We start from the raw sequence: 23,864 nt of genomic DNA, 5'->3' as shown, positions 1-23,864 counted from the left end.
CTGCCGGCTGACGCGCATGAACCACCGTGGCCGCAGTGCCCGTCCGTTTTCGATGGCCAAGAAGCTCGCCCTTGCCGCCGTGTTGGGGGTGTTCGCGGCCAGCTGGATCCAACCGCTGTGGCCGCTTGAGCAGACCCTGCACAGCTCGCTGACCGTGATCGGTCTGGTGGCGCTGTGGCGGGTCGACCGCCGCTGGGGGCTGGGCAGCGGCGCGTTCGCCGCGATCTGCGGCTTCATCGCCATCCACTGCATCGCCGCGCGCTGGCTGTATTCCAACGTGCCCTACGACGCGTGGCTGCAGGCGGCGCTGCACTGGTCGCCGAACGCCGCCTTCGGCTGGCAGCGCAACCACTTCGACCGGCTCATCCATTTCCTGTACGGCGTCTGCTTCACCCCGGCGCTGCTGCAACTGGCGCGCCATGCGTGGCCGGCGCTGCGCATCGGCCAGGCCTTCACCCTGGCGGTGATGGTGGTGATGTGTTCCAGCCTGGCCTACGAATGGCTGGAATGGGGCATTGCGCTGCTGCTGTCGCCCGAAGCGGCCGAGGCCTACAACGGCCAGCAGGGCGATATGTGGGACGCGCACGCCGACATGCTGCTGGCCACGCTGGGCAGCCTGCTGGTGTGGCCGGTGGCGCAGCGGAGCGTGCAGCGATGAGCGCACCGGCACGCCTGGCGGTGCTCGCGTCCGGCCGCGGCAGCAACCTGCAGGCGATCACCGCGGCCATCGCGGCCGGCCAGCTCGATGCGCAGGTCGTGGCGGTGCTGTCGGACAAACCCGATGCGCCGGCCCTGCAGCAGGTTGCTGCCGAACAGCGCTGGGCGCGCTCGCCGAAGGCCTTCGCCGACCGCGCCGCCTTCGATGCTGCACTGGGCGACGCACTGGCCGGGTTCGCCCCGGACTGGGTGGTCTGCGCCGGTTACATGCGCATCCTGGGCCAGGCCTTCGTCGAACGTTTCGACGGCCGGCTGGTCAACATCCATCCGTCGCTGCTGCCGCTGTACAAGGGTCTGCACACGCACGCCCGCGCACTGGAAGCCGGTGACGTCGCGCATGGCGCCAGCGTGCACTTCGTGGTGCCCGAACTGGATGCCGGCACCGTGCTGGCGCAGGCGCGGGTGCCGGTACTGGCCGGCGACACCCCCGAAACACTGGCCCAGCGGGTGCTGGCGGTGGAACACCCGCTGCTGATTGCCAGCCTGCAGTGGCTGGTGTCGGGCCGCGTGGCTGAACGGCACGGAGAGCTGGTGGTCGACGGTCACCCCCTGTTTAGCCCCTTGCGCCTAGATTCCGCCGGTAAGCTGAACAGGTGAGCGGCGCGCACACGCGCTGCTGATCCGGACGCTGGCATCCTCCCCCTTCCTCCTTTCCCGTGCCCGCATGAACACCTCCCTGTCCAAGCCAGTGCTGCTGATTGCATCCCTGCTGTGCACCGTGGCGATCGCACAGGCACAGGAACCGCCTGCGGCCGCGCCGGAACAGGCGGCCGCGCCGTTGCCGGTACCGGCGATCAGCTGGGAAGCGCCGCCGCTGGAGCCGTTCACCGCCACCTACCAGGCCCTGTACAAGGGCAAGGATGCGGGCGACGCCACCATGAAGGTGACCCACACCGGCGGCGCGCAGTGGCGGGTGGACATGCAGGTCGTGGGCCGGCGCGGCTTTGCCAGCGTGCTGGGCCTGAACCTGGAACAGAGCACCGTGTTCGAGAAGCAGGGCGAGGTCTACGTACCGATCAGCCAGGCCACCGTGCGCAAGGGCCTGTTCCTGGGCAAGAAGGTCAGTGGCACCTACAACTGGCAGGCCGGCACCGCGCAATGGCTGGGCGACCTGAAGAAGGAACGCACCCAGCCGATTCCGCTGCAGCCCGGCGACCAGAGCGCGCTGCTGATCAACCTGGCGATCATGCGCGACGCCCGCCCCGGCAGCCAGATGCACTACCGCTATGTCGACGTGGGCCGCGTGCGCCAGCACGACTACCAGGCGGCGGCCGACACCGAGAACGTGCAGGTCGGCGACCTGTCCTACAACGCGCTGCGGGTCCACCGGACCAACGGCGGCAATGACGAAACCATCCTCTGGATCGCCAACGGTGTTCCCACGCCGGTGCGCATCCTGCAACGCGAAGATGGGGAAGATCGGATCGATCTTCGCCTGATCGAATACCAAGGAGTCTGAGCAATGAACCTGATGAACCGCCCCCTGAGCTGGCTCGCCGCTGGTGCCCTGGCCCTGGTCAGCCTGCCGGCCATGGCGCTGCAGCCGTTCAAGGCTGACTACCTGGCCAGCTACATGGGCATGCAGGCCAACGGCACGATGACGCTGGCCAGCGAGGGCAGCAACAAGTGGCGCTACAGCCTGAACGTGAAGAACCAGCTGGCCGATCTCAGCCAGAGCACCGTGTTCGAGGAAGCCAACGGCCGCCTGCGCCCGCTCAGCAGCAACGACCGTTCGGTGCTGCTGGTGAAGAAGCGCAACGTGGATGCCACCTACAACTGGTCCAGCAACCAGGCCACCTGGACCGGTGACGTCAAGGGCGACCGCCGTGGCCCGGTGGCGCTGAAGACTGGTGACATGGACGCGCTGCTGATCAACCTGGCGATCGCGCGCGACCTGGCCGCCGGCAAGCCGCTGAACTACCGCATGGTGGACGAAGGCCGCATCAAGCCGATGAGCTACAAGGTGGTCGGCCAGGAAAAGATCACGGTGGGCGGCAAGTCGTATGACGCCACCAAGGTGTCGCGCACCGACGGCAACAAGGAACTGATCGCCTGGATCGTCAAGGAGTTCCCGGTACCGGCCCGCCTGCTGCAGCGTGAGGGCGGCAAGGACGCGCTGGACCTGACGATCAAAGGGATGAATTAAGCGCGGGCGGTAGAGCCGACCGTTGGTCGGCTGCTTGCATGGGTACCGACCAACGGTCCGTTCCTACCGATTGCGGCGTGCCGCCACCACTGCGGCGCGTCGCCATTGCAGCGTGTGGCCATTGCGCTATGCCGCCATTCCCGCGGTAGAGCCGACCGTTGGTCGGCTGCTTGCATGGGTACCGACCAACGGTCGGTACCTACCGATTGCGGCGTTTCGCCATTGCGGCGTGTGGCCATTGCTCTATGCCGCCGGATACAAAAAAGCCCGCTTGCGCGGGCTTTTTTTCATTCTTTCTTGGCCTCGTCGCCGAACACCGTCTTGCAGTCCACGCGGATCTGCTCGCCGTTGCTGCGCCAGTAGAAGGTGCGGCAGTGCCGGTTGCCTTCCTGCTGGTTGGTCACGCCCACCGCATAGAACGCCTGCAGCACTTCGGTGCGGCTGACGGTACCGTCGGCGTTCCAGTCCATGTCCTGCTGCTCGATGCCCTGGGTAATGGCGATGTTGGCGTACCAGGCATAGCCCAGCCACGCCAGCACCACCAGGATCAGCACCAGCAGCGCCTTGCGGCGGCGGGTGAACGAGCCGCGCAGGATCATGCGGCCACGCGCCGGATGGTCGCGCCCAGCGAAGACAGCTTCTCTTCGATGTTCTCGTAGCCACGGTCCAGGTGGTAGATGCGGTCGATGGTGGTGTCACCGTCGGCCATCAGACCGGCCAGGATCAGCGACGCCGACGCGCGCAGGTCGGTGGCCATCACCGGCGCACCGCTCAGGTGCTCGGCACCGCGCACGATCGCGGTATGGCCTTCCACCTGGATGTCCGCACCCAGGCGCAGCAGTTCGTTGACGTGCATGAAGCGGTTTTCGAAGATCGTTTCGTTGATCACGCCCACGCCGTCGGCCACGCAGTTGAGCGCCATGAACTGCGCCTGCATGTCGGTCGGGAACGCCGGGTACGGCGCGGTGGTCAGGTTGACCGCGCGCGGGCGCTTGCCTTCCATGTCCAGGGTGATGCTGTCTTCGGTGGTCTCGATCTTCGCACCGGCTTCCACCAGCTTGGACAGCACCGCGTCCATGGTGTTGGGACGCGCGCGGTTCACCGTGACCTTGCCGCCGGTCATCGCCGCGGCCACCAGGAAGGTGCCGGTTTCGATGCGGTCGGGCAGCACTTCATGACGCCCGCCGGACAGCTTCTCCACGCCTTCGATCACCAGGCGGGCGGTGCCCAGGCCTTCAATCTTCGCGCCCAGTGCGATCAGGCAGTGCGCCAGGTCGGTCACTTCCGGTTCCATCGCCGCGTTGTCCAGCACGGTGGTGCCTTCGGCAAGCACGGCGGCCATCAGCACGTTCTCGGTGCCGGTGACGCTGACCATGTCGAAGGTGAAGTGCGCGCCCTTCAGGCGCGTGGCGACATGCGCCTTGATGAAGCCGTTCTCGACGGTGATTTCCGCACCCAGCGCCTGCAGGCCCTTGATGTGCTGGTCAACCGGGCGCGAGCCGATGGCGCAGCCGCCGGGCAGCGACACTTCGGCCGCGCCGAAGCGGGCCAGCAGCGGGCCCAGCACCAGGATCGAGGCGCGCATGGTGCGCACCAGCTCGTACGGGGCCACGTGCTGGTTCACCGGGCGCGGGTCGACCACGATCGCGCTGCCGCGCGACAGCGTGCCCTGGTCGATGGTGACCTTGGCCCCCAGTTCGCCCAGCAGCTTCACCGTGGTGACCACGTCGTGCAGGTGCGGCACGTTGGTGATTTCCACCGGCGCGTCGGCCAGCAGGGTGGCGCACAGGATGGGGAGGACGGCGTTCTTGGCGCCGGAAATGTTCACTTCACCGTGCAGCGGCTTGCCGCCGGTCACTACAATCTTGGCCATGGAATCTACTTTGAATGAGGTAGAGCCGACCGTTGGTCGGCTGATCTAATTGGTCGGCTGATCTAATTGGTCGGCTGATCTGATCGGTCCGCGGACTAACCCGCTTCGGCCGGGGTCACCGTCTTCAGCGCCAGCGCGTGGATCGCCCCGCCCATCAGATCGCCCAGGGTGGCATAGACCATGCGGTGGCGCGCCAGCGGCAGCTTGCCGGCAAAGGCGTCGCAGACCACGGTGGCCTCGAAGTGAACGCCATCGTCGCCCTGCACGTCCGCGCGGGCGCCGGGCAGGCCGGTTTCGATCAGATTGCGGATGGTCTCGGCGTCCAACGGGCTTTCCTAATAAAATGAGCGCTCATTCTACTCTTCCGCGTGGCGCCCGCATGGCTGTATCGCCCCTGCTCCCCCATCCGGCCGACCCTGCGGCATTGGTCGCCAGCGGCCGCCGCGTGTTCCAGATCGAGGCCGACGCCCTGGCCGCCGTGGCCGGCCGGCTTGGCGATGCGTTCAGCCAGGCCTGCCAGCTGGTCCTGCACGGTAAGGGCCGGGTGGTGGCCACCGGCATGGGCAAGTCCGGCCACGTGGCCCGCAAGATCGCCGCCACCCTGGCCTCCACCGGCACCCCGGCCTTCTATGTGCATCCCGGTGAGGCCGGCCACGGCGACCTGGGCATGATCACCGAAGACGACGTGGTGCTGGCCCTGTCCTACTCGGGCGAGTCCGACGAACTGCTGATGCTGCTGCCGGTGCTCAAGCGCCAGGGCAACCGGCTGATCGCCATGACCGGCCGCCCGCAGTCCAGCCTGGCGCGGGCCGCCGACGTCCACCTGGACGTCAGCGTGCCCGCCGAGGCCTGCCCGCTGGCGCTGGCCCCCACCTCCAGCACCACCGCCTCGCTGGCCATGGGCGATGCGCTGGCCGTGGCCCTGCTGGACGCACGCGGCTTCACCGCCGACGACTTCGCCCGCTCGCACCCGGCCGGCAGCCTCGGCCGCCGCCTGCTGCTGCACATCACCGATGTGATGCACAGCGGCGAGGAGCTGCCGCAGGTGGACGCCGACGCCAGCCTCAGCGAGGCGCTGCTGGAAATGAGCCGCAAGCGGCTGGGCATGACCGCCGTGGTGGACGCCGACCAGCGCCTGATCGGCCTGTTCACCGACGGCGACCTGCGCCGTGCGCTGGACACCGAGCTGGACGTGCGCAGCGCGAAGATCGCCGAGGTGATGACCCGCCACCCGCGCACCATCGGCGCCGACCAGTTGGCCGCCGAGGCCGCCCGGCTCATGGAGACCCACAAGATCACCGGCCTGATGGTGGTGGACGGCCAGGGAAAGCTGGTCGGCGCGCTCAACATTCATGACCTGTTGCGGGCGCGGGTGGTTTAAACCACAGTTGCCTTCCTCCATTCAGCCACGACCTGCCCCCTGCCGATGCCCTATTCCCCGTTGCCCGGTTTCCCGTCCCACCTGCATGCCGTTGCCGGCCGCATCCGGCTGGCCTGTTTCGACGTGGACGGCACGCTCACCGATGGTCGGCTTTACTACGACCGTGACGGCAACGAGAGCAAGGCGTATTACGTGCAGGACGGACTTGGCCTGAAACTGCTGCAGCAACACGGCATCCACCCGGTGTTGATCACCGCGCGCAACAGCCTGTCGGCACAGAAGCGTGGCGCGGACCTGGGCATCGACACCCAGATCGCGGTGGGCGACAAGCTGGCCAGCGTACGCGCGCTGTGCGCTACCCACGGCATCGGGCTGGACCAGGTCGCCTTCATGGGCGACGACCTGCCCGACCTGGCCCCGCTGTGCGCGGTAGGCCTGGCAGTGGCACCGGCCAATGCCCATCCCTGGATTGCCGAGCGCGTGCACTGGCAGACCCGCAGCGATGGCGGCCGTGGCGCGGCGCGCGAGCTGTGCGACGTGCTGCTGGCCGCACAGGGCCACGTGGACGCGGTACTGGCGAGGTTCGGCGCATGAACTGGCGCACCGTTCTGGGCGGTCTGCTGCTGGTGGCTGCCGTACTCAGCGGCTGGTCGCTGCTGCGCCACCGCGACAAGCCGGCCGCGCAGGCCACCGACGACGGCAGCAAGGATTACGTGCTGCACGACTTCCAGATCATCGCGCTGGATGAGCAGGGCAAGGAATCCACCACCCTGCGTGCGCCGTTGCTGGAGCGGTCGCGCAACGACGAAACGATGAGCATCACCACCCCGCTGTTCCTGCTGCCCGACCAGGACGGCAACCACTGGGAACTGCGCAGCGACACTGGCTGGGTCAGCGCCAAGGGCGACCAGCTCAAGCTTGCCGGCAACGTCAGTGGCGACAGCCCCAAGGTGGCCAACGTGCCGCCCACCACCTTCCGCACCGACCACCTGGACGTGTTCCCGAAGGAAAACCGGGCCAAGACCGATGCGCTGGTGACCATGACCCGCCCGGGCATGACCCAGTCCGGCGTGGGGTTCGAGCTGGATTCCAAGAACAAGACCTACCATTTCCTGAGCCAGTCCAAGGGCCGCTACACGCCCCAACGCTGAGCCGGTGCACCCGCAGGCGACGTCCTCCTGGACCGGCGCCGCTGCATCGCCCCACCCGCCGGCCAGGCCCGTGCCTGGCCAATGCCCCCTTACCCCGTGGCTTCCGGCCACGCCCCTTCTCCGGCAGGACAGACCCTTTCATGAAGATCCCATTTGCAGCCCTCTGCGCGATCAGTCTTCTGGTGCCCACCTTCACCAGCGCGAAGTCCACCGACCGCAACCAGGACATGACCATCGACGCCGGCGCCCAGTCGGGCACCCTGGTCGGCGATGGCAAGACCACCCTGTCCCAGGGCGTGGTGATCACCCAAGGCACGCTGGACCTGCGCTCGTCCGATGCCGAGATCTACATGAAGGACGGCGAGGCGGTACGCGCGGTGTTCACCGGCAAGCAGGCCAAGCTCAGGCAGCAGCTCGATGACGGCAGCTGGATGGACGCCAGCGCCGACCGCATCGACTACGACATCAAGTCCGAGGTGCTGGTGATGACCGGCAACTACCACGTCAAGAGCGCGCGCGGCACCAACGCCGGCCAGAAGATGACCTACAACACCCGCACCGGCGAAATGAACAGCGGCGGCGACGGCACCCGCGTGCGCACCGTGATTCCGCCCAAGAACAAGACTGCGGCGCCCGCCGCGGCCACCCCGGCCGCCAAGACCACTGTCCCCACTGCCGGGAGCAAGAAGTAATGCTCGTCGCCAAAGGCCTGCGCAAGCGCTACAAGCAGCGCGAAGTGGTCAAGGACTTCGGTCTGACCCTGGAAGCCGGTGAAGTGGTGGGCCTGCTGGGCCCCAACGGTGCCGGCAAGACCACCTGCTTCTACATGATCGTCGGCCTGGTCGAAACCGACGCCGGCAGCATCGTGCTGGACGGCAAGGACATCACCGGCGACCCGATGTACACCCGGGCCAAGCAGGGCGTGGGTTACCTGCCGCAGGAACCGTCCGTATTCCGAAAGCTGACCGTGGCCGACAACATCCGCCTGGTGCTGGAGCTGCGCGAGGACCTGGACAAGGCCGGCCGCGAGGACGAGCTGAATTCGCTGCTGGACGAGCTGCAGATCGGCCACGTGGCCGACCAGCTGGGCGCCAGCCTGTCCGGCGGTGAGCGCCGGCGCTGCGAAATCGCCCGCGCGCTGGCCGCCCGGCCGCGCCTGATCCTGCTCGATGAACCCTTCGCCGGCGTGGACCCGATCTCGGTCGGCGAGATCCAGCGCATCGTCACCCACCTCAAGCAGCGCGGCATCGGGGTGCTGATCACCGACCACAATGTGCGGGAAACCTTGGGAATCTGCGACCGCGCGTATATCCTCAACGAAGGCAGCGTACTGGCGCAGGGGGCACCAGAGGCGATTCTGGCCAACGCCGATGTCCGTCGCGTCTACCTTGGGGACACCTTCAAGCTCTGACGCCCGGCCGCTGCGGCGCCTTCCCTTCGTTCGGCACAGGCATGAAAGCACGGCTGCAGACATCGCTGGGACAACAACTGGTCATGACGCCGCAGCTGCGTCAGGCGATCAAGCTGTTGCAGATGTCCAGCGCCGAGCTGGAGCTGGAAATCGCCGAGGCGGTGGAAACCAACCCCCTGCTGGACTGGGCCGAGAACGCCGAGCCCGCCTTGGAGGTGGCGCCCAGCGACGACGAGCGCCCGCCCACCCCGACCGACACCCACGGCGACGGCGAGCACCAGGCCTCAGCCAGTGAAGACTGGGCCCCGGGGGAAGGCGACTGGAGCAGCGGCAACAGCGGCGGCTCGTTCGACGATGACGACAACGGCAGCGCCGCCGAGCGCGTGGCCGACACCGACAGCCTGGTCGACCACCTGCTCTGGCAGCTACATCTGTCGCACCTGTCCACGCGCGATCGCAGCATCGGCGCCGCACTCATCGACGCGTTCGAGGACGACGGCTACCTGCGCGAGCCGCTGTCGGCCATTGCCGAGACCCTGCTGCCGGCCATTCATGCCAATGACGCCGAGATCCTCACGGTGCTGCACCAGATCCAGCGCTTCGACCCGATCGGGGTCGGCGCGCGCACGCTGGGCGAATGCCTGCGGCTGCAGCTGGACGTGCTGTGCCCGGACACCCCGGGCCTGGCCCTGGCGCGGCGCATCGCCGATGGCCCGCTGGAGCGGCTGCCGCGCAGCGGCGTGGCCGGGCTGGCGCACGAACTGCGGGAACCGGTGGCCGAGGTGGAGGTGGCCGTGCAGCTGCTGCGCACGCTGGACCCGCGCCCGGGCACCCAGATCGGCGAGCTGGCCCATGACAGCTACGTCGTGCCCGACTGCGTGGTCTGGCGCCAGAATGGGGTCTGGCGCGCCGCGCTGGCCAGCCATGCCGGGCCGAAAGTGGTCATCCACCGCGGCTACGAACAGATGATCCGCCGTTGCGGCGAGGCCGACGCCGGCTACCTGCGTGCGCACCTTCAGGAAGCGCGCTGGCTGCTCAAGGGCCTGGAGGCACGCGGGGAAACCCTGCTGCGGGTAATGCGCAGCCTGCTGCAGCAGCAGGCCGCGTTCCTGGAGTTCGGCGAACAGGCGCTGCGCCCGCTCACCCTGCGCGAGGTGGCGGCCGAACTGGGCCTGCACGAATCGACCATTTCCCGGGCGATCGCGCGCAAGTACGTGCGTACCCCGCGCGGCACCCTGGCACTGCGCAGCTTCTTCGCCTCGGGCATCGACACCGACAGTGGCGGCGAAGCGTCCAGCACTGCCATCCAGGCCATGATCCGGCGCCTGATCGACGACGAGAACCCGCGCAAGCCGCTTTCTGACGCCAAGCTGGCTGACCTGCTCAAGACCTCGGGAATACCGGTAGCGCGGCGCACCGTGGCGAAGTATCGTGAGGCCATGAACATTTCCGCCTCGCACGAACGGGTACGAATCGCCTGACGCACCGCGCCCGGCGGAAAGGTTCATTGGCTCATCCGAACAAAGGAGAAACCCGATGCGCATCGAGACGTTTGGCAAAGACGTAGAAGTCACCCCGGCCCTGCACGAGTACGTGGAAACCAAGCTGCAGCGCCTGGGCAAGCACTTCGACCAGCACTGCGAGGTGCGGGTCACCCTGGAGCTGCGCAAGAACGAACACCACGTCGATGCCAGTGCCAACGTCCCCGGCCAGACCCTGCACGCCGAGGCTGGCGGTCAGACCATGTATGCCGCGATCGATATCCTGGCCGACAAGCTGGACCGCCTTGTGATCAAGCACAAGGAGAAAAAACAGCAGCACGCGCCGCTGCCAGTGGGCGACAATGACGACTGACGTCCTCGTTCTTCCCCTGACATGCCCTTGACTGATCTCCTGGCGGCCGTGCGCACGCAAGTGTTGCCGGCCGCCGATCGCGACAGCGTCCTGCATGCCGCCGCCCGGCTGCTGGCCTGCCGCGAAGCCAATGCCGACCTGATCTACCAGAACCTGTGCCAGCGCGAGCAGCTGGGCAGCACGGCGATCGGCCACGGCATCGCCATTCCACACGGTCGCGCGCCGTTGCTGGAGCGCCCGCGCGGCGCCCTGCTGCGACTGGAACGCCCGGTCGAATTCGGCGGCGACGAACCGGTGGACCTGGTGTTCGCCATTGCCGTCCCGGCCCATTACACCCATCAACACCTGATGCTGCTGTCAGAGCTGGCCGAGTTGTTTTCCGAGCCGGACATCCGCCAGGCGCTGCGCGAAGCGCGCGACGGCGAGGCACTGCGCCAGGTCATCGAATTTCCCCCGCCGGCGAGTGCCGCATGAATACCAGCATCACCGCGCGTGAGCTGTTCGAACAGCAGCGCGACCGCCTGGCCCTGCGCTGGGTGGCCGGGCAGCAGGGCGAGCGCCGCGAACTGGAAGCGGGCAACACCGTCTCGCGGCGGCCGTCGCTGGCCGGCTACCTCAACGCGATCTACCCCAACAAGGTGCAGATCCTGGGCACCGAGGAGCTGTCCTGGCTGGACTCGCTGGACTCGCGCCAGCGCTGGGAAACCATCGAGCGGATCATGCATTCGCACCCGCTGGCGCTGGTGATCACCCGCAACCAGGCGTGCCCGGAAGACCTGCGCGCAGCCGCCGACGAATCGCAGACCCCGCTGTGGATCTCGCCCAAGCGCGGCCACGAACTGCTCAACCACCTGTCCTACCACCTGGCGCGCACGCTGGCGCCGCGGGTGATCCTGCATGGCGTGTTCATGGAGATCTACTCCATTGGCGTGCTGATCACCGGCGAAGCCGGCTCGGGCAAGAGCGAACTGGCCCTGGAGCTGCTCAGCCGCGGGCACCGGCTGGTGGCCGACGACGCCCCGGAATTCACCCAGATCGCCCCGGACGTGCTCGACGGCACCTGCCCGGAACTGCTGCAGGACCTGCTGGAAGTGCGCGGCCTGGGCGTGCTCAACGTGCGCGAGATGTTCGGTGACACCGCTGTAAAGAAGAACAAGTACCTTCGGCTCATCGTGCACCTGACCAAGCCCATGACCGAGCCCACCCCGCATGGTTACGAGCGCCTGACCGGCGATTCCGGCACCCGCCACGTGCTGGACCTGGACGTGCCGCTGATCACCCTGCCGGTGATGCCCGGGCGCAACCTGTCGGTGCTGACCGAAGCCGCCACCCGGCTGCACATCCTGCGCACCAAGGGCATCGATCCTGCGGCGATGTTCATCGCCCGCCACAGCAACCTGTTGGAACGCCGAACGCCATGAACACCCCCGCCTCCGCCCCGACCGCCGCCACCCTGATCATCGTCAGTGGGCTGTCTGGTTCCGGCAAGACGGTCGCATTGAAAACCTTCGAAGACCTCGATTACTACTGCTCGGACAACCTGCCGATCAACCTGCTGCCGGACTTCGTGCGCAGCCTGCTGGCCGGCCATGATGCCGATGCACCGCGCCGCCTGGCCGTGGGCATCGACGTGCGCGGGCAGAGCGACCTGAGCCAGCTCTCGCACTGGCGCGAAGATGCGCTGGCGGCCGGCCTGGACGCGCAGCTGCTGTTCTTCGATGCCACCGACGAAACCCTGCTCAAGCGCTACGCCGACACCCGTCGCCGCCACCCGCTCAGCCAGCTGGGCCTGTCGCTGCCCGAAGCGATCGCGCGCGAGCGTGAACTGACCGCCCCGCTGCGGCGCGCCGCCGACGCGGTGATCGACACCACCACCCTCAACGTGCACCAGTTGCGCCGCAAGGTGGTCACCGAGTTCGCGCTGAACCATGGCAGCAAGCTGTCGCTGCTGTTTGAATCGTTCGCCTACAAGCGCGGCGTGCCGGCCGAAGCCGACTTCGTGTTCGACGCCCGGGTGCTGCCCAACCCGCATTGGGACCCCGAACTGCGCCCGATGTCCGGGCGCGAGCGCCCCGTGCGCGAGTACCTGGACGCCCAGCCCGACGTGCAGCGCTATGCCGGCCAGCTGATCGACTTCCTGGATACCTGGCTGCCGCGGCTGGGCAACGACACCCGCAGCTATGTCACCGTGGCCTTCGGCTGCACCGGCGGCAAGCACCGCTCGGTGTACCTGGCCGAACGCATGGCCCGCCACGCCCGTGAGCAGGGCTGGCCGGAAGTGGCCACCTTCCACCGGGAACTGGATTGACGGCGTGCCTGGGGCACCCGATTTGGAACACAGAAATGTCGTTGGATTGGGGGCTGTGCGCGCGGAAGCGCTTTTTTTGCGGCCACTGGAGCACTTTGAAATGTCACCCGACCGACGATCGGGCGCTACCCGGGGTAGCCCGCATGCGGGCTACCCCTACCCCCAATTCATGTTGACCTGTTAACGTTCGGGGATGACCTGTGGCATTCTCCTCGTAACACACCCCGGCGTCGGCACGTCCCTGTTGGATGTGGCGACCCGGCTGCTGCGGCACCTGCCGCTGAAGACCGAAGCTTTCGAAGTACCGTTCGACGCAGACCTGGACGTCCTGCTCCCACTCGCCTCGGCCGCCTTGCGCCGGGTGGACAGTGGCCAGGGCGTGCTGATCCTGACCGACCTGTACGGCGCCAGCCCCAGCAATCTGGCCGGGCAACTGGCTCGTCTGGGCACCCCGGCTCGCCGGGTTTCGGCGCTTAGCCTGCCGATGTTGTTGCGGGTGATGAATTATCCGGAACAGGGACTGGATCAACTGCCTGCCACTGCCGCGGCAGGCACTCGCAATGGAGCGATTGTCGACGATGCTTGAACGTGAACTCACCGTATCCAACCGCCTGGGCCTGCACGCCCGCGCCACTGCAAAGCTGGTGCAGGAGCTGGCCCCTTTCCGCTGCAACGTGACCATGGCCGCCAAGGGCCGTGAGATCAACGCCAAGAGCATCATGGGCGTCATGCTGCTGGCCGCCGGCCAGGGCACCCCGGTCACCGTGCGCATCGACGGCGAAGACGAAGCCGCCGCGATGGACGCGGTGGTGGGCCTGTTCGAGCGGCGCTTCGACGAGGACAACTGACCATGCCGGGGCAGCCGTCGCGACCGGGATCGACCGCCGCCAGCCGGACGGCGTCCGGCGCGCTGCTGTTGACCGGGCACGGTGCCTCGCGTGGCAATGCGCTCGGCCGCGCCCGGGTGAGGCTGCCGCACGCGCTGGAAGTGGCCGAGCAGCGCATCCCCCCGGCCAAGGTGGAGGCCGAACTGCAGCGCCTGCACCAGGCCGTGGACGCGGCGCGTGCGGAAATGCACGACCTGCGCCAGCGACTGCAGGGTGCCCTGAACAAGGAAGTCGGCGAATTCCTCGACCTGCACGCACTGCTGCTGGACGACCCGGAGCTGCTGTTCGGGCTGGATGAGCTGATCCGCAGCGGCCCCTACAGCGCCGGGTATGCGCTGCGGGTGCAGCGCGACCGCCTGGCCAAGGTCTTCGACGGCATGGACGATGCCTACCTGAAGAGCCGCATGGACGACCTGGACCATGTGATCGGCCGCATCCATGCCTTCCTGCAGAAGCGCCCGCCGGACGTCAAAGGCATGGCCGGCGAAATACTGGTCTGCGACAACATCGCCCCGTCCGAGCTGGCCCAGCTGCAGGCGCACGGTGTGGTCGGCATCGTCACCGCCGGCGGCAGTGCGCTGTCGCACAGCGCGATCCTGGCCCGCAGCCTGCACCTGCCGCTGATCGTCAACGTCCCCAACGTGCTGCAGAAGGTCGCCGACGGCGACGTGCTGATCATGGATGGCAGCGACGGCACGGTCACCATCAACCCGCAGGCCCCGGACCTGCGCGACTACCGCGTGCGCCTGCGCGAGCACGCGCGCGAACAGCGCGAACTCGGCCGCCTGCGCACCAAGCCGACCCGCACCCGCGACAACGTCGACATCGCGCTGCTGGCCAACGCCGAATCCAGCGAAGACGTCACCCAGGCCCATGCACTGGGCGCACACGGGCTGGGTCTGTACCGCACCGAATTCCTGTTCCTGCAGCGCAACGAGCTGCCCGATGAGCAGGAACAGTTTGAAACCTACCGCGATGCCGCCCTCGGCATGAGCGGGCGGCCGGTGACCATCCGCACCCTGGACCTGGGCGCGGACAAGGCCGACCGCACCGGGCTGACCCTGAGCAACGAGGAAAACCCGGCGCTGGGCCTGCGTGGCGTCCGCCTGTCGCTGGCCCGGCCCAAAGTGGCTGACACGCAGTTGCGCGCGATCCTGCGTGCCTCGGCCTACGGCAAGCTGCGCATCCTGATCCCGATGGTCAGCACCCGCGAGGAAATCCTTGCGGTGCGCCGGCGCCTGGCCAAGCAGGCCGAGCTGCTGCGCGCCGAAGGCCATGAGGTGGCCGAGCACATTCCCTTCGGCGCGATGATCGAAGTGCCCGCCGCGGCGATCGCGCTGGAGAGCTTCATCGACCTGGTCGACTTCCTGTCGATCGGCACCAACGACCTGGTGCAGTACCTGCTGGCGGCCGATCGCAACAACGAAGCGGTGACCGAGCTGTACTCGCCGTTGCATCCGGCGGTGGTGCGCCTGCTGGCGCATATCCTGCGCACCGGCCAGGCCTACGACATCCCGGTGGCGGTGTGCGGCGAGATCGCCGGCGACCCGCGCATGACCCCGCTGCTGCTGGCCCTGGGCCTCACCGAGTTCAGCCTGCACCCGGGCACGCTGCTGGAAGTGCGCCGCGCGATCCGCGACAGCGACCTGTCCGTGCTGCAGGCGATGGCGCCGAAGCTGATGCAGGCGCGCGACCGCCGCGGCATTGAACGCTGGATCGAAAAAGCCCGGTAGTGCCGGCCGCTGGCCGGCTCCGCATGAACCTTCGGATCGGCATGCGTGGTTGCCGGCCAGCGGCCGGCACTACCGTCGTTGAATGCGCGCGTCCCACGCGCATCGCCGTCGGCGGCCTACCCGATTGACACACAAGCACGCGATAATGACGCGCTGACCACCCCGCATGCCGCATCCTGTCCGGATCGCGGCCTTTTCTTTTCCCGCAGGAGCTGCCCATGGCCGAAGCCGTACGCCACGACAAGACGGCACGCCAGCTGCGGCTGTTGTCCGATGCACTGGACAGCGGGCGACTGGGTCCGGTGCGCCGGCTGGTCAACACGCTGGCGCCGGCCGAGATCGGCAACCTGCTGGAATCGCTGCCGCCGGGCAAGCGCGAAGTGGTGTGGGGCCTGGTCGACCCGGAAGACGATGGCGAGGTGCTGGTCCACGTCGGCGAAGAAGTGCGCGAAAGCCTGCTGGCCGACATGGACCCGGACGAAATCATCGCCGCGGTCGAAGACCTGGACATCGATGACCTGGCCGACCTGGTCGAAGACCTGCCCGACACGGTCATCGACGAAGTGCTCAAGTCGATGGACCGCGAGAACCGCGAGCGGCTCGAGCAGGTGCTGTCCTACCCCGAGGACAGCGCCGGCCGCCTGATGAACCCGGACGTGGTGACCGTGCGCGCCGACGTCAATGTGGACGTGGTGCTGCGCTACCTGCGCCTGCGCGGCGAACTGCCCGACCACACCGATCACCTGTTCGTGGTCAGCCGTCGCCACCAGTACCTGGGCCGGCTGTCGCTGGCCGCGCTGGTCACCCACGAAGACAACACCCCGATCAACCGGCTGATCGACGACGAGCAGCCGGCCATCGACGTCGGCGAGGGCGCCGAGGAAGTGGCCCGGCAGTTCTCCGATCATGACTGGGTGTCCGCGCCGGTGGTGGACGACAACAACATCCTGCTCGGCCGCATCACCATCGATGACGTGGTCGACATCATCCGTTCGCAGGCCGAGCACCAGGCGTTGGGCGCCGCCGGTCTGGACGAAGAGGAAGACCTGTTCTCGCCGATCAAGCGCGCCGTGCGCGGCCGCGTGGTCTGGCTGGGCATCAACCTGTGCACCGCGTTCCTGGCCGCCAGCGTGATCGGACAGTTCGAGCTGACCCTGCAGAAGGTGGTGGCGCTGGCGGTGCTGATGCCGATCGTGGCCGGCGTCGGCGGCAATGCCGCCGTGCAGGTGCTGACCCTCATGGTGCGCGGCATCGCGCTGGGCCAGGTGGGTCCGAGCAATGCACGCATCCTGCTGTGGAAGGAATCGCGCGTGGCGCTGATCAACGGCACGCTGATCGGCACGGTGGTGGGCATCATCGCCTTCCTGTGGTTCCACAGTTTCCTGCTGTCGCTGGTCATCACCCTGGCGTTGATCATCAACTTCTGCGCCGCTGCGCTGGCCGGCGTGCTGCTGCCGCTGATGCTCAAGCGCATGAACGTCGATCCGGCCGTGGCCGGCACCGTGGTGGTGACCGCGGTCACCGACGTGATGGGCTTCTTCAGCTTCCTTGGGCTGGCCACCCTGATCCTGCTGCACTGACCCTGGACCCCGCATGGCCGTGACCCTCGACAACTACTTCGTCCCCGGCTGGCGCGACGCGACGTATACCTGCGCCGCCTGCGAATGGCAGGGCAGCGCGCGCCAGATGCCGATGGAACTGCACGAAGACGAAGCGCAGTTCGACTGCCCGCAGTGCGAAAACCCGATCCTGCTGGTGGTCCACCCCACCCTGGCCCAGGTGCAGGCGGCCGCCGCCGACGGGCATCCCGAGGCGATCGAGCAGATGGAGATCCTGGCCGCCGCGCCGCGCCCGGACTGATGCACTGCACGATGCCCCGGCGCGCCAGGGCGCCTAGACTGAAAACGCTTTCAGTCGAGGATGGACAATGGCACGACGCACCGGGTGGCTGCTGTGGGCAATGGCGATGGTGACGCTGGCCGGGTGTGCGCCCACCCGCGAGGAGGTGGGCCGGTTTGAAGCCCGCGCGGTGAAGGTTGACGGACGTACCGCGTATTACCAGGTCTTCGTGCCTCGCAGCGCACGGGCACAGGCCGATCGCCTGCCGGTTGTATTGTTCCTGCACGGTTCGGGCGAACGCGGCAACGACAACCAGGCCCAGACCGAGGCCGGACTGGGCCCGTACCTGCGCCGCCATGCCGATACGTTCCCCGCGCTGGTGGTGCTGCCCCAGGCGCCGGACGACGGCGAATGGTCGGGTGACAACAACCGCGTCGCGCTGGCCGCGCTGGATGCCACCGTGGCCGAGTTCAACGCCGACCCGCAGCGCCAGTACCTCACCGGCATGTCGATGGGCGGCTACGGCAGCTGGAACATCGCGCTGGACAGCCCGCAGCGCTTCGCCGCCATCGTGCCGGTGTGCGGCGCGGTACTGGCCCCGCGTGCGGTGCGCCCGACCCTGTTCGTGGAAGACGTGGCGCATGAAGCCGACCCGTACGCGGCCATCGCCCAGCGCCTGAAACACACCCCGATCTGGATGTTCCATGGCGCACGCGACGACGTGGTGCCGCCGGAAGACGACCGCCGGCTGAAGGCGGCCTTCGAGCAGGCCGGGGCCAAGGACGTGCGCTACACCGAGTACCCGGATGGCAACCACAACGCCTGGGATGCCACGTATGCCGATGACGCGATGTGGGCGTGGTTGTGGGCGCAGAAGCGGTAAACGTAACGCCGCATACCGGGTTCCTGGATCCCGCAACCGGGTAGTGCCGGCCGCTGGCCGGCTCCTCACAATCCAACCGGGTAGTGCCGGCCGCTGGCCGGCTCCTCGCAATCCAACCGGGTAGTGCCGGCCGCTGGCCGGCTCCTCGCAATCCAACCCGGTAGTGCCGGCCGCTGGCCGGCTCCTCGATACCGCTGGATTCATGCAGAGCCGGCCAGCGGCCGGCACTACCCGTTTGCGGCCGGCGGCCTGCATTGCCGCGGTGTTGCACCACGGGCGCGTGCGCGCTTGCCTGACACCCTTGCGCTGGGCGATGAATCACGATGCCCCATGAGCTCTTCCCGACTGCGCATCGGCCGTTGTTCGCTTCCCGGGCAGACGTACACCCTGACGATGGTGTGCCACAACCGGCACCGCTGGTTTGATGATCCCGGCATGGCCGCCATCGCCATGCATCACCTGCGCGACATCGACCAACGTGGTTACGCCCGGTCACTGGCCTGGGTGGTGATGCCCGATCACGTGCATTGGCTGGTGGAACTCGGGACCCAGCCGCTGGAAGGTATCGCGCGCCGTTTCAAATCATCGAGTGCCCTGGCCATCAACCGAGCGCTCGGTCGCGGTGGCGCGCTGTGGCAGGCTGGCTATCACGATCACGCCGTACGGTCGGACGATTCGCTGCATCGCCATGCCATGTACATCCTGGGCAATCCGGTCCGGGCAGGCCTGACTGAGCAGATCGAGGACTACCCGTACGCCTGGAGCCTATGGACCGGGTAGTGCCGGCCGCTGGCCGGCTCCTCGTATGGACCCACCGGCAATGCCGGCCGCTGGCCGGCTCTTCGTATGGACCCACCGGCAATGCCGGCCGCTGGCCGGCTCTTCGCATGGACCCACCGGTAGTGCCGGCCGCTGGCCGGCTCTTCGTATGGACCCACCGGCAATGCCGGCCGCTGGCCGGCTCTTCGTATGGACCCACCGGTAGTGCCGGCCGCTGGCCGGCTCCTCATACCGCTGGATTCATGCAGAGCCGGCCAGCGGCCGGCACTACCCCTGCGCGGGTGGTTGGCTGGGGAGCCGGCCAGCGGCCGGCACTACCCTTGGGCGGGTGGTTGGCTGGGGAGCCGGCCAGCGGCCGGCACTACCGTGGTGCGGGAGGTTGGAGGGGCGGCGGCGGGCACGGACGTATCCGGATGCTCCGCACGCCGCACATTCCGCGCCTCACCCCAACAACGTTTCCAACACTGCCATGCGGACGGCGACGCCGTTCGCGACCTGGCGCAGTACCCACGACTGCGGGCCGTCGGCCACTTCGTCGGTGACTTCCACGCCGCGGTTGATCGGGCCCGGGTGCAGCACGGCGGCATCGGTGCCGGCGCGCTTGAGGCGCTTCGCGTCCAGGCCGTACTGCGTGTGGTACTGCTCGATCGACGGCACCAGGCCTTCTTCCATGCGCTCACGCTGCAGGCGCAGCATCATCAGCGCATCCACGCCTTCCAGCATGGCGTCGAAATCCTGGCCGACGATGCAGCCTTTCAGGGTGTCATCGTCCGGCAGCAGCGACTGCGGGCCGCACACACGGATCTCGCCCACGCCCAGCGTGCGCAGCGCGTGCAGGTCGGTGCGGGCTACGCGCGAGTGCTTCACGTCGCCGACGATCACCACCTTCATCTTGGAAAAATCGCTGCCCTTGGCCTGGCGCAGGGTCAGCATGTCCAGCAGGCCCTGGGTTGGATGCGAGCTGCGGCCGTCACCGGCATTGACCAGCGCGGTGCCCTCGCCTGCGGCGGCCGCCAGTGCCGCCACGGCGCCGTCGTCGGGGTGGCGCACCGCGAAGCCGCGCACGCCCATCGCTTCCAGGTTCTTCAGCGTGTCGCAGGCGGTTTCGCCCTTGCGCGTGGACGAGGTGGACGCGTCGAAGTTCAGTACGTCCGCGCCCAGCCGCTGCGCGGCCAGCTGGAACGAGCTGCGCGTACGCGTGGACGGTTCGAAGAACAGCGTGCATACCGCCGCGCCGCCCAGCACGTGGCGCTTGTTGCCCACCCGGCCCACTGCCGCATCGCGGATCTGGCCGGCACGGTCGAGCAGCTGCAACAAGGTTTGACGGGGCAGACCTTCCAGGGTCAGCAGGTGGCGCAGGCGTCCATCGGAATCAAGTTGCGAAGCGGTCATGGGCGGGAGTCTGTGAGTCAGGAAACGGGGGTGGCATCGTCCGGGCAGGACAACCAGCGCTCGATGATGACCGCGGCGGCCACGGCATCGAGGGTGGCAGCATCGCGGCGACGCTTGCGGCCTTCGGCACGTTCGACGGCAAACCGGCGGGCCGCTTCGACCGAGCTGGAGCGCTCGTCGACCAGCACCACCGGCAGCTTGAAACGCTCCCGCAGCTGGCGGGCAAAGCCCTGCGCACGCTTGCGGTTGGGCTGGTCCTGGCCGTCCAGGGTGAGCGGGTCGCCCACCACCAGGCCGTCAGGCCGCCATTCTTTGATCAGGCGCTCCACCGCGGCCCAGTCCGGGCCGTTGCCGTGCACATCCACCACCGCGATCGCGCGGGCGTGGGTGCCGAACGAACTGCCGATGGCCACGCCGATGCGGCGCGAGCCGACGTCGAAGCCCAGCACGGTGCCATCGCGGCGGATGGTGCCGGGGGCGGCTGCAGCGGGCGGCGGCGGGGTCGGCTCAGACATGTCCGCTGTAATCGGTCAGCAGGAACAGGTCGACGCCAATGCGCGAGGCGGCGCCCTGCCAGCGCTGTTCGAACGGCGTGCTGAACAGCAGTTCGGTATCGGCCGGCACGGTCAGCCAGCTGTTTTCACCCAGCTCGCTTTCCAGCTGGCCTTCGCTCCAGCCGGCGCAGCCGAGGGTGACCAGCGCGTTGCGTGGGCCTTCGCCGCGGGCCATCGCCTCGAGGATGTCGCGCGAGGTGGTCAGGTACACGCCCTCGCCGACGGCCAGGCTGGAATCCCAGCTGCGCGCATCGTCATGGATGACAAAGCCGCGCTCGGGATGCACCGGGCCGCCGTTGAGCACGATCTGGCCACGCAGGTCGGGGCTGTCGGTGGTGATTTCCATCTGCGCCAGCACGTCGCCCAGGGTGTACTCGGACGGCTGGTTGACCAGCACGCCCATGGCACCGTTGTCGTCGTGCTGACAGATCAGCGCCACGCTGCGCGCGAAGGTGGGATCGGTCAGCGACGGCAGCGCGACCAGCAGGTGATGGGCGAGGGAGGTGGAGAGCTCGGACATGGGCCCATTCTACCCGCTGGGCCCGGGACACGGGCGTGAGCGCTGCTAGGATGCAGGCCTTCCAGGAAGGATCGCACCGCATGACCGCCAGCCCTGCACTCCCTACTGCGTCGCGCAGCGCCATCGTGCTGATCGCGTTGCTGCAGGGGCTGATGCTGTACGCCGCACAGGAAGCCGCCGACAGCTGGCCCTTCCACGATCTCGGCAACCGCGTGTGCTGGTATGCCTGGGTGCTGAGCGTGCCCACCGCCGTCGCCCTGACGCTGGTGCAGCTGCGTGATCGACGCCTGTGGCTGCATGCCGGGCTGGCCACGGTGCTGGTGCTGGCCCTGGCCAGCGGCATCGGCTGGACGCTCGGTGGCGGCGCCAAGGGGCTGGAGCAGAGCGGCGTGCTGTGGCCGTTCTCGGTCAGCATGGCCATCGCGGTGTTTGTCAGCCTGCCGTGGTGGCAGTTCCGCCTGCAGCACGGCCACTGGCGCGCGTCCTACGCCGCCCTGTTCGAACACGCCTGGCAGAACGGGTTGACGCTGGCACTGGCGGTGGCTTTCACCGGCCTGACCTGGCTGCTGCTGTGGCTGTGGGCGGCGCTGTTCCAGCTGGTGGATATCGGCTTCTTCCATACCCTGTTCCGCGACGATGCCTTCATCGCGCTGGCCACCGGCACGCTGTTCGGCTTTGGCGTGCTGATCGGGCGAACCCAGCACCGCGCCATCCAGACGGTGCGTTCGGTGCTGTTCGCGGTGGGCCGTGGGCTGTTGCCGCTGTTGGCCTTCATTGCGCTGCTGTTCGTGCTCAGCCTGCCGTTCACCGGGCTCGAGCCGCTGTGGCGCACCCGCTCGGCGGCCAGCCTGCTGATCACCCTGTCGCTGCTGCTGGTGGTGTTCGTCAATGCGGTCTACCAGCACGACAGCGAGCAGCCACCCTACCCGGCCTGGCTGCGCCGCTTGATCGAGGCCGCCCTGCTCGCGCTGCCGGTATACGCGGCCGTGGCGCTGTACGCGATGGGGCTGCGCATCGCCCAGTACGGGTGGACCCCGGAACGCTTCTGGGGCGCGCTGGTGGCGGTGCTGGTATGCGGCTACGCGTTGGGCTATGCGCTGGCGGTGCTGCGCCCGGGCGCGCGCTGGCTGCAGCGGCTTGAACCGGTGAACCGCTGGATGTGCTGGGCGGTGCTGGGCAGCGCGGTGCTGGCCAACTCGCCGCTGCTCGACCCGCTGCGGATCAGTGCCGGCAGCCAGCTGGCGCGCGTGCAGGCCGGTGCACCGGCGATCGACGCCGAGCAGGCCACTACCCTGCGCTTCGCCTACGGCCGCCACGGCGTGGACGCGCTCAAGACGCTGCAGCGCGACCCGCGTTTCAGCCAGGATGCACGCGCCGCCGGCGTGATCGCCTCCGCGCTGGCCCGCGACACGCGGTGGGGCCGGGACAATCAACTGGGTGACATCGACGATGGCATTGCCGACCTGCCTGCACTGCAGCGCCAGCTGACCCTCGCCAAGGGCCTGCCCACCCCGGACCCGGACTGGTGGCAGGCCGTGCTGGCGCGCACGCTGGCCACCAGCGACTGCCTGGACGTGGGCCAGGACTGCGTGGTGCTGCGCCGCGACCTGGACAGCGACGGCGTGGACGAGGTGCTGCTGTGCAACCTGTCGCCGCATCGTCGCGCCTACTGCCGGGTGCATGCCCGTGACGCAGGCGGGTGGCAGGACGTCGGCACGGCGTCCTTCCCGGAAGGCGACGGCAGCGGCGGGGTCGCCCGTGGCAACACCGCGTTGCGCGACGGCCAGCTGCACCTGCAGGCACCGCGCTGGCCCCGCCTGTCCATCGACGGCGGGCCGGCCCAGACCATCGACGAAACCGCCTACAAGGAATCACGCCCATGAGCGGCTACTGCCTCATCGCCCCCGGCCACCCGGTCCACGGCCATTACCACGACCACGAATACGGCTTCCCGCAGCGCGACGAGCGCGAGCTGTTCGAACGGCTGCTGCTGGAAATCAACCAGGCCGGCCTGAGCTGGGAAACCATCCTGAAGAAGCGCGAGGGCTTCCGCGCGGCCTATTCCGGCTTCGACGTGGATACCGTGGCCGCTTACGGCGAGCGCGACATCGAGCGCCTGCTCAACGATGCCGGCATCATCCGCAACCGGCTCAAGGTGCACGCAGCGGTGCACAACGCGCAGGTGATCCAGCAGCTGCGCGCCAGCCACGGCAGTTTCGCGGCGTGGCTGGACGCACACCATCCGCAGGACAAGGCGGCGTGGGTGAAGCTGTTCAAGAAGACGTTCCGCTTCACCGGCGGCGAGATCACCGGCGAGTTCCTGATGAGCCTGGGCTACCTGCCCGGCGCGCACAGCCCGGACTGCCCGGTATACGCGCGCCTGCAACGCCTGCGTGCCGGCCAACGGTCGGCACCGACCGGGTGATGCAGGGGGC

General features: G+C 68.2%; 29 protein-coding genes. 23 read left to right on the top strand and 6 right to left on the bottom strand.

The window, feature by feature from the left end; all coding sequences use genetic code 11:
• Window positions 1-16 precede the first annotated feature (16 nt).
• From ACZ0AE_RS04875 to ACZ0AE_RS04860, 4 genes are all read left to right on the top strand, one after another.
• Entirely contained in the window at window positions 17-658 is a 642-nt protein-coding gene (locus tag ACZ0AE_RS04875; protein ID WP_463600499.1) for a DUF2238 domain-containing protein, read from the top strand.
• On the top strand, window positions 655-1,314 hold the full coding sequence (gene purN / locus ACZ0AE_RS04870) for a phosphoribosylglycinamide formyltransferase (protein ID WP_463600498.1): 660 nt from the start codon (window positions 655-657) through the stop codon (window positions 1,312-1,314). The genes ACZ0AE_RS04875 and purN overlap by 4 nt, the downstream gene beginning before the upstream one ends.
• Window positions 1,315-1,381: 67 nt before the next feature.
• The gene (locus ACZ0AE_RS04865) at window positions 1,382-2,176 is read left to right on the top strand and encodes a DUF3108 domain-containing protein (RefSeq protein WP_038689956.1); all 795 of its coding nucleotides are present in this window, start codon (window positions 1,382-1,384) and stop codon (window positions 2,174-2,176) included.
• A 3-nt stretch (window positions 2,177-2,179) separates the two neighbouring features.
• A complete protein-coding gene (locus ACZ0AE_RS04860) occupies window positions 2,180-2,863 on the top strand; it encodes a DUF3108 domain-containing protein (RefSeq protein ID WP_038689958.1) in 684 nt (227 codons plus the stop codon).
• Between the two features lie 287 nt (window positions 2,864-3,150).
• Here the strand turns inward: ACZ0AE_RS04860 and ACZ0AE_RS04855 are convergent, their stop codons facing one another.
• The 3 genes from ACZ0AE_RS04855 to ACZ0AE_RS04845 form a co-directional block, all read right to left on the bottom strand.
• Window positions 3,151-3,462 carry a hypothetical protein gene (locus ACZ0AE_RS04855; RefSeq protein ID WP_038689960.1) on the bottom strand — a complete coding sequence of 104 codons (312 nt, stop codon included), beginning with the start codon at window positions 3,460-3,462 and terminating at the stop codon, window positions 3,151-3,153.
• Window positions 3,459-4,736: a UDP-N-acetylglucosamine 1-carboxyvinyltransferase gene (gene murA, locus ACZ0AE_RS04850; RefSeq protein WP_038689962.1), complete on the bottom strand. Its 1,278-nt coding sequence runs from the start codon at window positions 4,734-4,736 to the stop codon at window positions 3,459-3,461. Before murA ends, ACZ0AE_RS04855 begins: the two co-directional genes overlap by 4 nt.
• A 95-nt stretch (window positions 4,737-4,831) precedes the next feature.
• Entirely contained in the window at window positions 4,832-5,062 is a 231-nt protein-coding gene (locus tag ACZ0AE_RS04845; protein ID WP_313246431.1) for a BolA family protein, read from the bottom strand.
• 53 nt (window positions 5,063-5,115) lie between these two features.
• Between ACZ0AE_RS04845 and ACZ0AE_RS04840 the strand changes: the two genes are divergently transcribed.
• From ACZ0AE_RS04840 to ACZ0AE_RS04760, 17 genes are all read left to right on the top strand, one after another.
• Window positions 5,116-6,117: a KpsF/GutQ family sugar-phosphate isomerase gene (locus tag ACZ0AE_RS04840; protein WP_463600497.1), complete on the top strand. Its 1,002-nt coding sequence runs from the start codon at window positions 5,116-5,118 to the stop codon at window positions 6,115-6,117.
• A gap of 45 nt (window positions 6,118-6,162) precedes the next feature.
• Window positions 6,163-6,711: a KdsC family phosphatase gene (locus ACZ0AE_RS04835; protein ID WP_038689968.1), complete on the top strand. Its 549-nt coding sequence runs from the start codon at window positions 6,163-6,165 to the stop codon at window positions 6,709-6,711.
• Entirely contained in the window at window positions 6,708-7,268 is a 561-nt protein-coding gene (lptC, locus tag ACZ0AE_RS04830; protein WP_038689969.1) for an LPS export ABC transporter periplasmic protein LptC, read from the top strand. The genes ACZ0AE_RS04835 and lptC overlap by 4 nt, the downstream gene beginning before the upstream one ends.
• 140 nt (window positions 7,269-7,408) lie before the next feature.
• Window positions 7,409-7,960 (top strand): lipopolysaccharide transport periplasmic protein LptA, encoded by a 552-nt coding sequence (gene lptA / locus ACZ0AE_RS04825; protein WP_463600496.1) that lies wholly within the window; start codon window positions 7,409-7,411, stop codon window positions 7,958-7,960.
• Entirely contained in the window at window positions 7,960-8,679 is a 720-nt protein-coding gene (lptB, locus tag ACZ0AE_RS04820; protein WP_463600495.1) for an LPS export ABC transporter ATP-binding protein, read from the top strand. Before lptA ends, lptB begins: the two co-directional genes overlap by 1 nt.
• Window positions 8,680-8,720: 41 nt before the next feature.
• Window positions 8,721-10,160 carry an RNA polymerase factor sigma-54 gene (locus tag ACZ0AE_RS04815; protein WP_447592308.1) on the top strand — a complete coding sequence of 480 codons (1,440 nt, stop codon included), beginning with the start codon at window positions 8,721-8,723 and terminating at the stop codon, window positions 10,158-10,160.
• A 55-nt stretch (window positions 10,161-10,215) separates the two neighbouring features.
• A complete protein-coding gene (gene hpf / locus ACZ0AE_RS04810; RefSeq protein ID WP_038689977.1) occupies window positions 10,216-10,533 on the top strand; it encodes a ribosome hibernation-promoting factor, HPF/YfiA family in 318 nt (105 codons plus the stop codon).
• A gap of 21 nt (window positions 10,534-10,554) precedes the next feature.
• The gene (locus tag ACZ0AE_RS04805; RefSeq protein WP_038689979.1) at window positions 10,555-11,007 is read left to right on the top strand and encodes a PTS sugar transporter subunit IIA; all 453 of its coding nucleotides are present in this window, start codon (window positions 10,555-10,557) and stop codon (window positions 11,005-11,007) included.
• On the top strand, window positions 11,004-11,954 hold the full coding sequence (gene hprK / locus ACZ0AE_RS04800; RefSeq protein WP_038689981.1) for an HPr(Ser) kinase/phosphatase: 951 nt from the start codon (window positions 11,004-11,006) through the stop codon (window positions 11,952-11,954). Before ACZ0AE_RS04805 ends, hprK begins: the two co-directional genes overlap by 4 nt.
• The gene (gene rapZ / locus ACZ0AE_RS04795; RefSeq protein WP_038689983.1) at window positions 11,951-12,841 is read left to right on the top strand and encodes an RNase adapter RapZ; all 891 of its coding nucleotides are present in this window, start codon (window positions 11,951-11,953) and stop codon (window positions 12,839-12,841) included. The genes hprK and rapZ overlap by 4 nt, the downstream gene beginning before the upstream one ends.
• 193 nt (window positions 12,842-13,034) lie before the next feature.
• The gene (locus ACZ0AE_RS04790) at window positions 13,035-13,427 is read left to right on the top strand and encodes a PTS sugar transporter subunit IIA (protein ID WP_038689985.1); all 393 of its coding nucleotides are present in this window, start codon (window positions 13,035-13,037) and stop codon (window positions 13,425-13,427) included.
• On the top strand, window positions 13,420-13,689 hold the full coding sequence (locus ACZ0AE_RS04785; RefSeq protein WP_038689987.1) for an HPr family phosphocarrier protein: 270 nt from the start codon (window positions 13,420-13,422) through the stop codon (window positions 13,687-13,689). Before ACZ0AE_RS04790 ends, ACZ0AE_RS04785 begins: the two co-directional genes overlap by 8 nt.
• A 2-nt stretch (window positions 13,690-13,691) precedes the next feature.
• Window positions 13,692-15,461 carry a phosphoenolpyruvate--protein phosphotransferase gene (gene ptsP, locus ACZ0AE_RS04780; RefSeq protein ID WP_244880132.1) on the top strand — a complete coding sequence of 590 codons (1,770 nt, stop codon included), beginning with the start codon at window positions 13,692-13,694 and terminating at the stop codon, window positions 15,459-15,461.
• A gap of 218 nt (window positions 15,462-15,679) precedes the next feature.
• On the top strand, window positions 15,680-17,041 hold the full coding sequence (gene mgtE, locus ACZ0AE_RS04775; RefSeq protein WP_038689989.1) for a magnesium transporter: 1,362 nt from the start codon (window positions 15,680-15,682) through the stop codon (window positions 17,039-17,041).
• 13 nt (window positions 17,042-17,054) lie between these two features.
• Window positions 17,055-17,321, top strand: a complete 267-nt coding sequence (locus ACZ0AE_RS04770; RefSeq protein ID WP_038689991.1) for a hypothetical protein — start codon at window positions 17,055-17,057, stop codon at window positions 17,319-17,321.
• Between the two features lie 100 nt (window positions 17,322-17,421).
• Window positions 17,422-18,183, top strand: a complete 762-nt coding sequence (locus ACZ0AE_RS04765; RefSeq protein ID WP_463602059.1) for a carboxylesterase family protein — start codon at window positions 17,422-17,424, stop codon at window positions 18,181-18,183.
• A 330-nt stretch (window positions 18,184-18,513) separates the two neighbouring features.
• Window positions 18,514-18,963: an REP-associated tyrosine transposase gene (locus tag ACZ0AE_RS04760; RefSeq protein ID WP_463602058.1), complete on the top strand. Its 450-nt coding sequence runs from the start codon at window positions 18,514-18,516 to the stop codon at window positions 18,961-18,963.
• A gap of 441 nt (window positions 18,964-19,404) precedes the next feature.
• Here ACZ0AE_RS04760 and ACZ0AE_RS04755 read toward each other — a convergent pair whose 3' ends face one another.
• From ACZ0AE_RS04755 to ACZ0AE_RS04745, 3 genes are read right to left on the bottom strand one after another with little or no spacing between them, the layout of a single operon-like run.
• A complete protein-coding gene (locus ACZ0AE_RS04755; protein WP_463600494.1) occupies window positions 19,405-20,355 on the bottom strand; it encodes an aspartate carbamoyltransferase catalytic subunit in 951 nt (316 codons plus the stop codon).
• Between the two features lie 17 nt (window positions 20,356-20,372).
• Window positions 20,373-20,870 (bottom strand): Holliday junction resolvase RuvX, encoded by a 498-nt coding sequence (gene ruvX / locus ACZ0AE_RS04750; RefSeq protein ID WP_051598879.1) that lies wholly within the window; start codon window positions 20,868-20,870, stop codon window positions 20,373-20,375.
• Window positions 20,863-21,429 (bottom strand): YqgE/AlgH family protein, encoded by a 567-nt coding sequence (locus ACZ0AE_RS04745; RefSeq protein ID WP_038689999.1) that lies wholly within the window; start codon window positions 21,427-21,429, stop codon window positions 20,863-20,865. Before ACZ0AE_RS04745 ends, ruvX begins: the two co-directional genes overlap by 8 nt.
• Window positions 21,430-21,509: 80 nt before the next feature.
• On the opposite strand from ACZ0AE_RS04745, the gene ACZ0AE_RS04740 reads away from it, so the two are divergent.
• Window positions 21,510-23,312, top strand: coding sequence for a DUF4153 domain-containing protein (locus tag ACZ0AE_RS04740; protein WP_463600493.1), 1,803 nt, complete (start codon window positions 21,510-21,512; stop codon window positions 23,310-23,312).
• Window positions 23,309-23,854: a DNA-3-methyladenine glycosylase I gene (locus tag ACZ0AE_RS04735; RefSeq protein WP_463600492.1), complete on the top strand. Its 546-nt coding sequence runs from the start codon at window positions 23,309-23,311 to the stop codon at window positions 23,852-23,854. Before ACZ0AE_RS04740 ends, ACZ0AE_RS04735 begins: the two co-directional genes overlap by 4 nt.
• Window positions 23,855-23,864: the final 10 nt, after the last annotated feature.

The sequence above is a fragment of the Stenotrophomonas sp. AC248 genome, from assembly GCF_979258185.1.
The sequence above is the reverse complement of the archived record's forward strand: the minus strand, read 5'-3'. Positions and strand labels throughout refer to the sequence as shown.